Below are 13,932 nucleotides of genomic sequence, written 5' to 3' on the forward strand. Positions count from 1 at the left end.
GGCCACGGTGTTGCCGTGCAGACGGTCAGAACCATCGGCGGCTACAGTGTTGCCATGCAGACGATCAGAACCATCGGCAGCCACACGATTTTCGATCAGGCGATCCGAGCCACCCTCAGCCACACGGCTTTCAATCAGACGATCCGAGCCACCTTCAGCAACAACAGGCTGAACCGAGGTAGCGGCAAAAGCGTTCACTGCAAAAACCGAGAAAGCGATGCTGAGAAGAGTTTGGCGTTTCATGATGGTGTGCTCCGGGGTGTTATTGGTTGGTATGGAGCAGATGTTACGCGGCGGATTTTTTAAGAGAACTTCATTGACGTGATGGTGAACATCGACAGTATTGATAGGGCGTGCGGCATACCTACTGTGGCCGTGATGATGCAGTCGTCGGATGGCTCAGGCGTGTGCGATGGCGGCTTCTACACTGGTTAACGTCGCAAGGAGGTGTGTATGTATCAGCTCTACGGTCATCAAAATTCAGGCGCGGCGGCGATCGAAGCTGCGCTGGAACTCTGTGAGATTCCCTATCGCTTCATCGATGTGGAGGCGTCCCAGGAAGCCGCGCAGGCGCTGGAGAAACTCAACCCGCTCAAGCAGATTCCGACGCTGCAATTGCCCGACGGCGGCATCCTCACCGAGAGTGCGGCGATCCTGATCCATCTCGGGATGTCGTTTCCGCGCTCGAAGCTGTTGCCTTATGAAGCCGCCGAACGCGATCAGGCCATTCGCGCAATGGTGTACATCGTCAGCAATTGCTACGCAGCCATCGGCATCATCGATTACCCCGAGCGCTGGCTGGTCGCGGCGGATCAGGCGTCGAGGCAAAACCTCATGGCCGGCGCTCGCCAGCGGCTGCATTGGAGTTGGGAGGTGTTCGCCGATCAATTCTCGGGCGAGTTGTACCTGGGAGACGAGACGCCAGGCGCGCTGGACGTGCTGGCGGCGGTGATTACCCGATGGGCCGGCAGTCGCGAACATCTACGCAATGCCCGTCCGGGATTTTTCGCCTGGCTGGAGCGCATCGACCGCCATCCGACATTGGCGCCGGTGTTCGCGAGGCATTGGCCGAAATGAACACCAAACATCCCCTTGTAGGAGTGAGCCTGCTCGCGATGGCGGACTGACATTCAACAATTATGTCGACTGACACACCGCCATCGCGAGCAGGCTCACTCCTACAGGAGGAGGGAATTACTCGCCGCGAATGTACTGCTCCAACTGACGAATCAGCTCAGCCTGTTCGGCAATGGCTTCCTTGACCAGGTCACCAATCGACAGCAAACCGATCAACTTGCCGTTTTCCACCACCGGCAGGTGGCGCAGGCGCCGGTCGGACATGATGCCCAGGCAGGTATCGACAGTTTGATGGGTGTCCACCGTGATCACCGGCGACACCATGATGTCGCGCACCGGCGTGCCCACTGATGAACGCCCGTGCAGCACCAGTTTGCGCGCGTAATCGCGTTCACTGATGATGCCCAGCACTTCTTCATTCTCCACCACCAGCAGAGCGCCGACGTTCTTCTCGGCCATCTTCATCAGCGCTTCGAGCACCATGTGATCCGGCTTGATCTGATGCACTTCCTGATTCTTCTGATCTTTCAACTTGAGCAGTTGCGCGACGGTTTTCATGGCGGTTTCCCGGGTGTTGTCGTTGTTCTAGAAGAATCGTAGACGCAAGCGCGCAGGGCAAGAGCGAAAGCGGCAGATACCACTCAAAAAACGTCATTGGGCGGATTTTCTTTGGTAAATCTCAAAAGATCGCAGCCTTCGGCAGTTCCTACAGGGGGTACATATTCCATTGTAGGAGCTGCCGAAGGCTGCGATCTTTTCAAGGCGATGACGCGTAGAATTGCCACCCTGAATCAATAGTGAGGTTGGCAGTGGTGGATTTACCGCAGGGCTTCGTCCTGACCCGGCATTGGCGCGATACTCCGGCCGGTACGGAAGTCGAGTTCTGGTTGGCGACCGAGAGCGGTCCCCAGCGAATCCGCCTGCCTCATCAGCCTTCGGTGGCGTTCATCCCGGCAGATCAGCGCGAGCAGGCCGAGGCGCTGTTGCGCGATGAAAAGAACGTCGAGCTCAAACCTCTGGCCCTGATGGATTTCGAGCACCGACCGGTGCTCGGTCTGTACTGCCAGCAACACGGGCAATTGATGCGTCTGGAAACCACCCTGCGCCGGGCCGGTGTCGACGTGTTCGAAGCCGACGTACGCCCGCCCGAACGCTACATGATGGAGCGGTTCATCACCGCGCCCGTGCGTTTTGGTGGCACGCCGGGTGCCGAGGGTTTGCTGCGCGATGCGCAGATGAAGCCCGACCCGGATTACCGGCCGAACCTCAAACTGGCGTCCCTCGACATCGAAACCACCGCCCAGGGCGACTTGTATTCCATCGCCCTGGAAGGTTGCGGCCAGCGTCAGGTGTACATGCTCGGCCCGCCCAACGGCGACGACAGTCAGGTCGATTTCCAGCTCGAATACTGCGACTCGCGAACGATCCTGCTGAAAAAGCTCAATGAATGGTTCGCCCTGAACGACCCCGACGCGATCATCGGCTGGAACGTCGTGCAGTTCGACCTGCGAGTGCTGCACGAACACGCCCGGCGCCTGGCCGTGCCGCTGAAACTAGGGCGTGGCGGCGAAGAGATGCAGTGGCGCGAGCACGGCAACGGCAATCACTACTTCGCGTCCGCTGCGGGCCGGTTGATCATCGACGGCATTGAATCGCTGCGCTCGGCGACCTGGAGTTTCCCCTCGTTCAGCCTGGAAAACGTCGCGCAAACCCTGCTCGGCGAAGGCAAGTCGATCGACAATCCGTACCAGCGCATGGATGAAATCAACCGCATGTTCGCTGAGGACAAACCGGCGCTGGCCAAGTACAACCTCAAGGATTGCGAGCTGGTCACGCGAATTTTCGCCAAGACCGAATTGCTGAAGTTTTTGCTGGAGCGGGCCAGTGTCACCGGTTTGCCGGTGGATCGCATGGGCGGTTCAGTGGCAGCGTTCACCCACCTCTACATGCCGTTGATGCACCGCCAGGGCTTCGTCGCGCCGAACCTCGGCGGGGGGCCGCCCCCCCCCCCGCCCGNNTCGGGCCCCCCCCCCCCCGAAAGCCAGCCCCGGTGGCTTTGTCATGGACTCGCAGCCCGGGCTGTACGAGTCGGTGCTGGTGTTCGACTACAAAAGCCTTTATCCGTCGATCATCCGCACCTTCCTCATCGACCCGGTGGGCTTGATCGAAGGGCTCAAGCATCCCGATGACGCGGACTCGGTGCCGGGCTTTCGCGGGGCGAGGTTTTCCCGTACGCGGCATTGCCTGCCGTCCATCGTTGCGCGGGTCGCCGAAGGTCGCGAAACCGCGAAGCGCGAACACAACGCGCCGTTGTCCCAGGCGTTGAAGATCATCATGAACGCGTTTTATGGCGTGCTCGGCTCAAGTGGTTGCCGCTTCTTCGATACCCGGCTGGCATCGTCCATCACACTGCGCGGCCACGAAATCATGCTGCGCACCCGCCAGTTGATCGAAGCCCAGGGCCACACGGTGATTTACGGCGACACCGATTCGACCTTCGTCTGGCTGCGCCGCGCCCATGGTCAACAGGAAGCCGCGCAGATCGGCAAGGCGCTGGTGGATCACGTCAACCAATGGTGGCGTGAGCATGTGCGGCAGGAATACGGGCTGGAGAGTGCGTTGGAGTTGCAGTTCGAAACGCACTATAAGCGCTTCCTGATGCCGACCATTCGCGGCGCGGAGGAGGGCAGCAAGAAACGATATGCGGGGTTGGTGACGCGCGCCGATGGCACTGAAGAAATGGTCTACAAGGGTCTGGAAACCGTGCGCACCGACTGGTCGCCGCTGGCCCGGCAATTCCAGCAGGAGCTGTACCTGCGCATCTTCCATCGCAAACCCTATCAGGATTATGTGCGCGACTATGTGCGCAAAACCCTGGCGGGCGAGTTCGATGAGCGCCTGATTTACCGCAAGCGCCTGCGCCGCACTCTCGATGATTATCAGCGTAACGTGCCGCCCCATGTCCGTGCAGCGCGCATTGCCGACGAGTACAACGACCAGCAGGGCCGACCGCGGCAATACCAGAATGGCGGCTGGATCAGTTATGTGATCACGGTCGCCGGCCCCGAACCGCTGGAGATCCGCAGCGCGCCGATCGATTACGACCATTACGTGACCCGGCAATTGCAGCCGGTGGCGGATGCGATCCTGCCGTTTGTCGACGACGACTTTTCAACTTTGATTGGTGGGCAACTGGGCCTGTTTTGAGTCCATCAGCTGTAAGGTCCAGTTATCGGGAATGCCGTGGAAATACTTGTTCAAGGCTTGATGGAACACGCTGTGGTCGGCCGAGAGTTGGGCAAACAGCGTGATCGACGAGTGAAATTTCAGGTCGTCGGGGTGGCCGAAAATCTCTGTTATCGAGCGCTGCCGGATGTTCAGCACTTCTTGCGTGCACGTTCGTAACCGCGGGCCCAGCACTGGGTGCTCAAGATAAGCCTGGGCTTCGTCGCGGGAACAGATCGCGAAGCGTTTGGACATATCGCTGCCGCCCAACCCGGCAAATTGCGGAAAGATGAACCACATCCAGTGGCTGCGTTTTTTACCTTCATTCAGCTCTTTCTGGACCTTGTTGAACACCGGGTCTTGCGCCTGAACAAAGCGTTGCAAGTTAAAGGCGTCCAGCTGATCGGTGCTTCTCATGCGGAAGCCCTCTGACAAAACCGCGATGGCTCAGACCATGGCCAACCGCTGTTTGCGTTGTGGCGCGCGAAACGCTTGGTCCAGCGCCTCCAGATCCCCTGCTTCAAGCTCCAGTTGCGCCGCTTGCGCATTAAGTTGCACATGCTCCGTTCTGACCGCTTTGGGGATGGCGATCACACCGTTCTGCCGCAAAAGCCATGCCAGTGACACCTGTGCAGGCGTCACGCCGTGACGGGCGGCTACCTGCTTGAGCGTGGAATTTGCGAGCATTTTCCCGCCCTGACCAATCGGACAGTAGGCCATAACCGGCATATTGTGCTGTTGGCACCACGGCAGCAAATCAAATTCGATGCCGCGCTCTTCCAGGTTGTAGAGCACCTGGTTGGTGGCGCAGGCCGGTGTGGCCAGTTCCTGCATGTCCGTCGACGTCGAAATTGGACACGCCCCAGCGGCCGATCTTGCCGGCTTCGCGCAGGCGTTCGAAGGCCTCGACGGTTTCTTCCAGCGGATACTGGCCGCGCCAATGCAGCAGATACAGATCGATGTAATCGGTGTTCAGCCGCCGCAGGCTGCGCTCGCAGGCCTGGGGAATGCCTTTGCGGCTGGCGTTGTGCGGATAAACCTTGCTGACCAGGAAAACCTCGTCGCGTCGGCCGGCGATGGCTTCACCGACCACTTCTTCGGCGCCGCCTTCGGCATACATCTCGGCGGTGTCGATCAGTGTCATGCCCAGCTCGATGCCCAGGCGCAGTGCCGCGACGTCCTCGGCGCGCCGGGTGCGGTCCTCGCCCATCTGCCAGGTCCCTTGGCCGATGACCGGCACGTTGACGCCGGCCAACTCGACAGAACGCATGCAAACCTCCTTTCAAGATGCAATCAGTATCGTTTGGCATAAGCATAGCTTCCGGGTTCCGCTGCAAGATCAAAAGATCGCAGCCTTCGGCAGCTCCTACAGGATGTACGTCGTGCCAATGTAGGAGCTGCCGAAGGCTGCGATCTTTTGATCCTCGCCTGCCGATGATCGATTGATCACCGCCAACACTGCACTTTTTCGCAATGAGCGGCTCTACCTTTGGCCAGCCTGCGGCGATCCCCACCGCCGGCCCATGCCCAAGTCCAAGATCCCATGGCTCGAGCGTTACCCTTCAGCATTACCTCAATTCGCCGACGTTGCCTGCTGCTGGCCGGTCTGTCGATGTTCCTTGTCACCGGGTGCAGCCACCAGGAAGGCAACGACGTTTTCACTCAAATCCGTGAAGGCAAACCCCAGGAATTCCTGCAAACCAGCGTTGACCGCATGGCGACCCTGACCATGCGCGACAACCTCGACAGTCTCTATTTGCTGATGAGCAAACTGTACCTGCGCAACCCCGACGAGTTGAAAAAATCCGGTTTCCTCGACGCCCGCACCGCCGGCAAGCAAGTGCGCATGGCCATCGAGCAGCAGCAACCGTTGCCCACCCTGGGCGGCAAGAAAGACCTGGCGGCGCTGCGCTTTGCCATGAGTCCGGAATTCCTCGGCGACCGGGTCGGTGCGTTCATCTACGCCATCGGCAGCATGCTGGTGACCGCCCACGGCAATCGACTGGAGTTCTACATGACGGACGCGATCAACCCGACGTTCGTCAGCAATGCCGCGCGCAACATTGAAATCGCTACCTGGATCTTGAGTCAGCGGCAGAACAAGGACGGCCAGCCGATGCTGTTTTCCAACGAAATCTCCGAGGAGGGCAGCAACCTGAGTTTTGCCGTGGAATTCGGTAAGATCGTCGCCCGTCTGGATTTGCTGACGCAGATGCTGGACGAGCGCTATCGGCGCATCGGCCTGAACTACGCCCAGAGTCTGCTATTCCTGAATTTCCTGCCCGTGCAGTGATCCTGTAATCCTCCATAAATCCCTCCGAAGGCTGCGATCTTTTGATCGTGAAAAATCAAAGTCAAAAGATCGCAGCCTTCGGCAGCTCCTACAGGGGATAGCTTTACGGCATAAATATAGATCGCATTGATATAAGTAGTTATAAGAAAAATCGCTATGCTGCGGGCCTGATTTTCCTTGCAGTCTTTGTGGACGTATCAATGGATTTGTTGAACATCGGGTTGGTCGTAGCCGGATTGGTGGTGGGTTTCATCGTTGGCATGACGGGCGTAGGCGGTGGGTCATTGATGACGCCTATCCTGCTGTGGTTCGGCATCAACCCGGCAACGGCCGTCGGCACCGATCTGCTGTACGCGGCCATCACCAAATCCAGTGGCGTACTGGTTCACAAGAAGAACAACAACATCGATTGGGCAATTACCGGTTGGCTGACCCTTGGCAGCGTGCCAGCGGTGGTGCTGACATTGTGGTTCCTGAGCAGTTTGCACAGCTCGCCCGATGCGATGAACGCGATTATCAAGCAAGCCCTGGGCTTCGTCCTGTTCGCCACCGCGCTGGCCATCCTGTTCAAGAAACGCCTGCTTGATTTCGCCCACAAACGTGCTGGCGGCCACTACAACCCGAGCGGCAAGCGCCTGAATGTAATGACGGTCATCACCGGCCTGGTCCTCGGCACCATGGTGGCCTTGACCTCCATTGGCGCCGGCGCCTTGGGCACCGTCGCGCTGTTCATCCTCTACCCGTTGTTGCCGACCCGCCGCCTGGTGGGCACGGAAATCGCTCACGCCGTGCCCCTGACCCTGGTTGCCGGCCTGGGCCATGCGAGCATGGGTAACATGGATTGGCATGTGCTGGGTTACCTGCTGGTTGGTTCGCTGCCGGGCATTTACCTGGGCAGCCACCTGACCGGGCGTATCTCCGACGAACTGCTGCGTCCTTGCCTGGCGACGATGCTGATGTTGATCGGTTACAAGCTGGCCTTTTAAGACCGGTAGCGGTTGCAGAAACAAACCACCTCCTGCTCCGGATAGGTGCTACGGTGGAAAGCCAGCCCTCATTCGTCACTGAATGACCTCTCGGCATTCCCCGTGATCGACAAGAGGTGGCCCGTGTACACGCTCAGCACCGACTATCAAAACGAAGCCGAGTATTGTTTCGACACACTGTCGTGACTGCCCTGCCCAAAGACCTGCCGCTGATCCTCAGCGAGTTGCGCATCGCGACCACCCTGCAACATCAGGGGCTGGAAAAACGCATCCCGTTCCTCACCGCTGACCTGCTGCTCTACACCCGGCTGATCAAGGCCTATTACGGCTTCTATCGACCGTTGGAAAACCGGTTGTTCCAGGTGGCGATGAGCATTCCCGATCTGGACTGGCTGATTCGCAGCAAGACGCCGTCACTGGAGGCCGACCTGTACGCCCTGGGGCTGGACGCTGCCGCCATCGACGCCATTCCCCTCTGCAAGTTTTCCCTCCAGACCCGTTCCGTTGCCAGCGTGCTGGGCGTGATGTACGTACTGGAAGGCGCAACCCTGGGCGGGCAATCGCTGCGCAGCAAGTTGTACGTGCGCCTGGGTGTCGACGAACGCAACGGCGGGCGATTTCTGGCGGTGTACGGCACCGCAACCTTGTTGATGTGGCGTGGTTTTTTGGCGTGTCTGTATCAGGTGCGTCAGCCTGCTCAACGGGCGCAGTCGGTGGCAGCGGCTCAAGCCACCTTCAGGGCATTCGAAGGCTGGCTCGAGCATTGCGAGGTATTGCCTTGAACCGACTCAGCGAAGAACAACTTGAAGCCGCGCTCGCCGACTGTGCCAGTGAAGCAATCCGGATTCCGCAATTGTGCGTCGTTGCTCGGTTGGACGGCGGGCGCTTTGTTGCAACAACCTTTGCAGGTGCTGGCGGGAGCCACGACGACAGAGCTGATTCGCCGAGCGTTAGAAGCGGATGATCTGGAAGACGCCAACCCCTTGCTGCTGGAGATCAACGCACAGCGCTTCAACGGATCGCTCAGCCGTCATGGGCACTACGTGCCGGTGCCAATTGTTCCGCTGTTACGCCCCGATACTGGACAACCGCTGGACCTGGGCTTTTCGGTGCTGCGCAGCGTGTTGCCGGTGCACTGCCAGTATCTGGAGAACATGGGAGTGCGGGCGGCGATGAGCCTGTCGCTGTTGGAGGACGATCAGCTTTGGGGGCTGATCACCTGCGCCCACCCGGAACCGCTGCTGGTCAGTCATACGAAGGCAACCCGAATGGTAGCGGCCTGGTTTTGTATATCTGTCGCAGCATCGTGCAGGCCCACGGTGGTGAGCTTTGGGCGCAAAGCGAACCCGGAGAGGGAAGCGTGTTTACCTTTTCCATCCCCGCATTGGCAGCGCCGCTCCGGTAGTTCTTTGTAATGCTTTGAGATGAGCTCGGCCTGTTGCGCAATGACCGCCCTGACCTAAGCTTGGGGCAAGGCGAACACATTTGCGGAGCGTCACCCGGAACAATCGCCGCGATGCGCAATCATTAGAGCGTGGATATCAAAAGGAGATGCGCATGCTCATCAGGTCACTGACCCTGGCTACCTTGCTGGCTGTCGTTAGCCCCCTGTTCGCCGCCGATGGCGATTCACCGCTGGACATGGACAAGGGCAGGGCGCGGCCACTGATCGTCATCGCTCCCAGCACGGTCGACCCGACGTGGGTCAGCCTCAAAAAATCGCTGGATCAGCCGGACAACAAGAAGGCGTTCACCGACAGAAACATGGTGCTGTACACCGTGCTCAACCTGATGGGCCAGCGTGAGGGCAAAGACCTGGGGCCGCAAGACACGGCGGCATTGATCCGCTCGCTGAAGTTGGGGGCGGGGTCGAAGAGCAAAGTGATTCTGGTGGGCAAGGACGGCGAAAAGAAACTTGAGCAGTCAGGGCCCATCGAGCTGAAAGAAGTGTTCGCCGCTGTCGATCAACTGCCGGCAGCCGAGAAAGAAGCGCCGCCGCCAACGGTCGTACCCGCCGCGACAGCCGAACCGGCCGCCAAGGGCGCCAAAGGTACGAAACCTGCAAAACCGGGCAAACCCGTCAAACCGCCGGAAATGCCGGATGATTGATTGAACACGGAATCTCTCTAGTGAGTTCCTTTGTGGCGAGGGAGCTTGCTCCCGCTCGGCTGCGCAGCAGTCGCCATCTGCTACTGGCATCTTCACCGGATTAGGGCCGCTTCGCAGCCCAACGGGAGCAAGCTCCCTCGCCACAAGTCACGGGTGAGTTTTATTGGGGCAGGGCGCTCAATATTGTGTGAGCGATTTTGACCCGCTCCGCAATCGGGTAGTTTTTGTTGGCCAGGATCACGATACCGATGTCTCGCGATGGCACGTACGCCACATAGGCACCGAAACCACCCGTAGAGCCGGTTTTATTGACCAGCACGTTTTCCGTTTGAGGTCTTGGCGGGCTCAGCCACTTTACTTTATGAGCCTCCATGACCATCTGCGACGAGTTGCCGGCGAGCAATTGATCGAGGGTGACCGGGTAGTTGTAGAACTCCCAACCCAGGCCCTGGGTCATGTTGCCCACGGTGTAATAACCCGTGTGAGTGATGGCAATGGCTTGCTGCAAGGGTTTTTCCAGCTGCGCCGGTTTCATGTTCGCCTCGACGTAGCGAATCATATCCGCGGCGCTGGTTTTCACCCCATAAGCCTCTGAATCCAGCGCTCCCGGCCCGACCCGCACCGGTTTGTCATCCTTGTTATAGCCCTGGGCATACAGCGCCATTTGATCCTGCGGCACTTTCAGGAACGTGTGTTTCAGCCCGAGTTTTGGCAGCAGGGTCTTTTCCATCACCTCATCAAACGGCGCGCCCATGCTCTTGGCGGCCAGATAGCCGAACAATCCCAAGCTGGGGTTCGAATATTGTCGATGGGTCCCGGCGGCATAGACCGGTTTCCACTGTTGGAAATAACCGAGCATCTTGTCCGGCGCATCGGCACTTTCAGGGAATTGCAGCGGCAGGCCACCGGCGCTGTACGTGCCCAGTTGCAATACGTTGATGCTGTCGAATGCGCTGCCACGCAGTTCCGGCAGGACTTGGCTGGCCGTGTCCGACAGGGACAGTTTGCCGCTGGCCACGGCGTAGCCGGCGAGGGTGGCGGTGAAGGTTTTGCTCAGCGAGCCGATTTCGAACAGCGTGTTTTCGGTGACCGGTTGTGGGGTTTCTTTCGATGCCACGCCGTAGTTGAAGTAGTGCTGCTTGCCATCGATGGTCACGGCCACCGCCAGGCCGGGGATGCCTTGTGCTTGCATGACTGGTCGCACGGCGTCGTTCACAAGCGCCTCAATCGGCTCCTGCGCAGCACTCTGGCCTGTGGCGAATATCGCTACGCACACCGCAAGGCGCTTGAGGCGGGTGAGTGTGATGTTGTCGGTCATTGGCAGTGTCCCAGCATTTTTAAAGGTGCCAAATGTAGACAATCCGACGGTGATCGACAAATAACGAGGGCAGAAACACCTGTGGGAGCGAGCCCGCTCGCGATGCTGTGTGTCAGCCACCCTTTTTGCCGGATGTGCTGCCGTCATCGCGAGCAGGCTCGCTCCCACAGGGGGATTGCGGTGTCTTCCGGATTATTCGCGCACCAGGCACGGACGCTTGTTATCGAACTTCCACCCCGGGATCAAAAACTGCATCGCCACGCTGTCATCCCGCGCGCCCAGCCCCATGCCTTTGTACAGTTCATGCGCCTTGGCCACTTGATCCATGTCCAGTTCGATACCCAGCCCCGCTTTCTGCGGCACTCGCACACAGCCGTCGACGATTTGCAGCGGTGCCTTGGTCAGGCGCTGGCCGTCCTGCCAGATCCAGTGGGTGTCGATGGCGGTGATTTCACCCGGTGCGGCCGCCGCGACGTGGGTGAACATCGCCAGGGAGATATCGAAGTGGTTGTTGGAGTGCGAGCCCCAGGTCAGGCCCCATTCGTGGCACATCTGTGCCACGCGCACCGAGCCTTGCATCGTCCAGAAGTGCGGGTCGGCCAAGGGAATGTCTACCGATTGCAACTGGATCGCGTGGCCCATCTCGCGCCAGTCGGTGGCGATCATGTTGGTCGCGGTTTTCAGGCCCGTAGCACGGCGAAATTCAGCCATGACTTCGCGGCCCGAGTAACCGTTTTCCGCACCGCACGGGTCTTCGGCGTAGGCCAATACATTGTGCTGATCGCGGCACAAGCGGATGGCTTCCTTGAGTGACCAGGCCCCATTCGGATCGAGGGTAATGCGCGCGTCAGGGAAACGTTCGGCCAGGGCGGTGACCGCTTCGATCTCCGCATCGCCGCTGAGCACGCCGCCCTTGAGTTTAAAGTCCTTGAAACCGTACTTCGAATGCGCCGCTTCGGCCAGGCGCACTACAGCCTCGGTGGTCATGGCTTTTTCGTGACGCACGCGGAACCAGTCGTTGTCGGCGTCCGGCTCGCTGCGGTAGCCGAGGTCGGTCTGGTTGCGGTCACCGACATAGAACAGATAACCGAGCATCTTCACTTCATCACGCTGCTGGCCCTCGCCGAGCAGGGCGGCAACGGGCACGTCCAGATGCTGGCCGAGCAGGTCGAGCAACGCCGCTTCCAGTCCAGTGACGGCATGGATGGTGATGCGCAGGTCGAAGGTTTGCAGGCCGCGGCCGCCGGCATCGCGGTCGGCGAAGGTCTGCCGCACCTGGTTGAGGATCTTCTGGTAAGTGCCGATCGGGCTGCCGACCACCAGGCTGCGCGCGTCTTCGAGGGTCTGGCGAATACGCTCGCCACCCGGCACTTCGCCGACGCCGGTGTGGCCGGCGTTGTCCTGGAGGATCACGATGTTGCGGGTGAAAAACGGGCCGTGGGCGCCGCTGAGGTTCAGCAGCATGCCATCGTGGCCGGCCACCGGAATGACTTGCATGCTGGTGATGATCGGGGCTTTGGCGGTGTCTTGTGCGGTCATTTTTTTATCCTTTCAGGCGTGTCGAGGGGCAGCTTCAGCCGATTCGACGGCAGGTGCGGTTTTAGGCTTGTTGCGCGCAGCGAAGACAATGATCGCGGCGATGATCGAAGTGGCGGCCAGGCCATACAGCCCGCCCTGAATCGAACCGGTGCGTTCTTCCAGCAGGCCGAACGTGGTCGGTGCGACGAAACCGCCGAGGTTGCCCACCGAGTTGATCAGCGCGATGACGCCTGCGGCGATGCGCGCATCCAGATACGCCTGGGGAATCGGCCAGAACAGCGACGACGCCGATTTGAAACCCAGCGCAGCAAAGCAGATCGCAACGAAAGCGAAGATCGGTCCGCCGGTAGTGGACATGAACATGCCCGCAGCGGCGATCAAAAGCGCGGCGGCGACCCAGGCTTGCTGGTGTTTCCACTTGGCCGACAGCGAAGCGAAGGCGTACATGCCGACGATCGACAGCAGCCATGGAATCGAGTTGAACATCCCGACCTGGAAGTCGCTCAGATCACCCATTTTCTTGATGATGCTCGGTAACCAGAAAGTCGCGGCATAGATGGTCAACTGGATGAAGAAATAGATCACGCAGAACAAAATGATCTGCCGGTCCTTGAGCAGTTTGCCCAGCGACGGTTTGATCGGCGTAGCAGCTTCGCGGGCCAGTTGTTCATCGTCGATGGCCTTGACCAGTGCGTCCTGCTCATCGCGGGTCAGCCATTTGGCGTCGTGTGGTTTGGAGTCCAGCCAGAACCAGACAAAGGCGCACAAACCCACCGAGAACATACCCTCGATGAAGTACATCCATTGCCAACCGTGCATACCAAAACCGCTGATTTGCAGGAGCAAGCCAGACAGCGGGCCGGAGATCAGCGAGGCAATCGCCGAACCGCTGAGGAAAATCGCAATGGCCTTGCCACGCTCTACGCCGGGCAACCACCGGGTGAAGTAATAGATCACACCGGGGAAGAACCCGGCCTCCGCTACGCCGAGCAGAAAACGCAAAATATAGAAGTGGGTTTCGTTCTGGATGAACGCCATGCCCGCCGCGACAAGACCCCAGGTCAGCATGATGCGGGTCAGCCAGATACGTGCGCCGACTTTTTGCAGAAGGATGTTGGAAGGCACTTCGAACAATGCGTAGCCGATGAAGAACAGACCGGCACCGAGGCCGTAGGCGGCGGCGCCAATGCCCAGGTCGTGTTCCATGTGGGCGCGGACGAAGCCGATGTTCACGCGGTCAATGTAATTGACGATGAACATGATGACGAATAGCGGCAGGACGTGACGTTTGACTTTCGAGATCGCGGATTTCAGGACCGAATCGGCACCATTGTCCATCCCGTTGACGGATGTATTCACTGCATTTTCTCCCACTCGTTGTTTTT

The 13,932-nt window shown here is 59.4% G+C and carries 11 protein-coding genes and 5 pseudogenes; 9 read left to right on the top strand and 7 right to left on the bottom strand.

Features of this window, described 5'->3' with window-relative positions; translation table 11 throughout:
• Positions 1–243: hypothetical protein (locus NL64_RS30390; RefSeq protein ID WP_034149922.1), on the bottom strand; the 243-nt coding region annotated here is incomplete at its 3' end.
• Positions 244–453: 210 nt separating this feature from the next.
• On the opposite strand from NL64_RS30390, the gene NL64_RS20680 reads away from it, so the two are divergent.
• A complete protein-coding gene (locus NL64_RS20680; protein WP_034149923.1) occupies positions 454–1,077 on the top strand; it encodes a glutathione S-transferase in 624 nt (207 codons plus the stop codon).
• Between the two features lie 117 nt (positions 1,078–1,194).
• Here the strand turns inward: NL64_RS20680 and NL64_RS20685 are convergent, their stop codons facing one another.
• Positions 1,195–1,635 carry a CBS domain-containing protein gene (locus tag NL64_RS20685; protein WP_034149924.1) on the bottom strand — a complete coding sequence of 147 codons (441 nt, stop codon included), beginning with the start codon at positions 1,633–1,635 and terminating at the stop codon, positions 1,195–1,197.
• Between the two features lie 254 nt (positions 1,636–1,889).
• Between NL64_RS20685 and NL64_RS30650 the strand changes: the two are divergent.
• Both NL64_RS30650 and NL64_RS30655 read left to right on the top strand, forming a co-directional pair.
• Positions 1,890–3,093, top strand: a pseudogene (locus NL64_RS30650) (3'-5' exonuclease); the annotation flags it as partial.
• 2 nt (positions 3,094–3,095) lie between these two features.
• Positions 3,096–4,284, top strand: a pseudogene (locus NL64_RS30655) (DNA polymerase II); the annotation flags it as partial.
• On the opposite strand, the gene NL64_RS20695 reads toward NL64_RS30655, so the two are convergent.
• Together NL64_RS20695 and NL64_RS20700 are read right to left on the bottom strand one after the other, a co-directional pair.
• Positions 4,249–4,719 (bottom strand): DUF1810 domain-containing protein, encoded by a 471-nt coding sequence (locus tag NL64_RS20695; RefSeq protein ID WP_034149925.1) that lies wholly within the window; start codon positions 4,717–4,719, stop codon positions 4,249–4,251. The pseudogene NL64_RS30655 and the gene NL64_RS20695 sit on opposite strands and share 36 nt — an antisense overlap.
• Before the next feature lie 30 nt (positions 4,720–4,749).
• A pseudogene (locus NL64_RS20700) lies at positions 4,750–5,572 on the bottom strand (aldo/keto reductase).
• Between the two features lie 273 nt (positions 5,573–5,845).
• Between NL64_RS20700 and NL64_RS20705 the strand changes: the two are divergent.
• The 6 genes and pseudogenes from NL64_RS20705 to NL64_RS20725 all read left to right on the top strand — a co-directional run bounded on the left by NL64_RS20705 (position 5,846) and on the right by NL64_RS20725 (position 9,690).
• Positions 5,846–6,595, top strand: coding sequence for a hypothetical protein (locus tag NL64_RS20705; protein ID WP_034150124.1), 750 nt, complete (start codon positions 5,846–5,848; stop codon positions 6,593–6,595).
• 200 nt (positions 6,596–6,795) lie between these two features.
• Positions 6,796–7,581 carry a sulfite exporter TauE/SafE family protein gene (locus NL64_RS20710; protein ID WP_034149926.1) on the top strand — a complete coding sequence of 262 codons (786 nt, stop codon included), beginning with the start codon at positions 6,796–6,798 and terminating at the stop codon, positions 7,579–7,581.
• A 182-nt stretch (positions 7,582–7,763) separates the two neighbouring features.
• On the top strand, positions 7,764–8,363 hold the full coding sequence (locus NL64_RS20715; protein WP_034150125.1) for a biliverdin-producing heme oxygenase: 600 nt from the start codon (positions 7,764–7,766) through the stop codon (positions 8,361–8,363).
• 48 nt (positions 8,364–8,411) lie between these two features.
• Positions 8,412–8,612: pseudogene (locus NL64_RS30905) on the top strand (hypothetical protein); the annotation flags it as partial.
• 9 nt (positions 8,613–8,621) lie between these two features.
• A pseudogene (locus tag NL64_RS30665) lies at positions 8,622–8,885 on the top strand (GAF domain-containing protein); the annotation flags it as partial.
• A gap of 253 nt (positions 8,886–9,138) precedes the next feature.
• A complete protein-coding gene (locus tag NL64_RS20725; protein ID WP_034149928.1) occupies positions 9,139–9,690 on the top strand; it encodes a DUF4174 domain-containing protein in 552 nt (183 codons plus the stop codon).
• A 160-nt stretch (positions 9,691–9,850) separates the two neighbouring features.
• On the opposite strand, the gene ampC is transcribed toward NL64_RS20725, so the two are convergent.
• The 3 genes from ampC to NL64_RS20740 all read right to left on the bottom strand — a co-directional run bounded on the left by ampC (position 9,851) and on the right by NL64_RS20740 (position 13,885).
• The gene (ampC, locus tag NL64_RS20730; RefSeq protein ID WP_034149929.1) at positions 9,851–11,008 is read right to left on the bottom strand and encodes a class C beta-lactamase; all 1,158 of its coding nucleotides are present in this window, start codon (positions 11,006–11,008) and stop codon (positions 9,851–9,853) included.
• A gap of 192 nt (positions 11,009–11,200) precedes the next feature.
• Positions 11,201–12,547, bottom strand: a complete 1,347-nt coding sequence (gene gudD, locus NL64_RS20735) for a glucarate dehydratase (RefSeq protein WP_034149930.1) — start codon at positions 12,545–12,547, stop codon at positions 11,201–11,203.
• Between the two features lie 12 nt (positions 12,548–12,559).
• The gene (locus NL64_RS20740) at positions 12,560–13,885 is read right to left on the bottom strand and encodes an MFS transporter (protein WP_437176929.1); all 1,326 of its coding nucleotides are present in this window, start codon (positions 13,883–13,885) and stop codon (positions 12,560–12,562) included.
• Positions 13,886–13,932: the final 47 nt, after the last annotated feature.

Origin of the sequence: Pseudomonas fluorescens, assembly GCF_000802965.1 — a bacterium.
GTDB lineage: Bacteria > Pseudomonadota > Gammaproteobacteria > Pseudomonadales > Pseudomonadaceae > Aquipseudomonas > Aquipseudomonas fluorescens_A.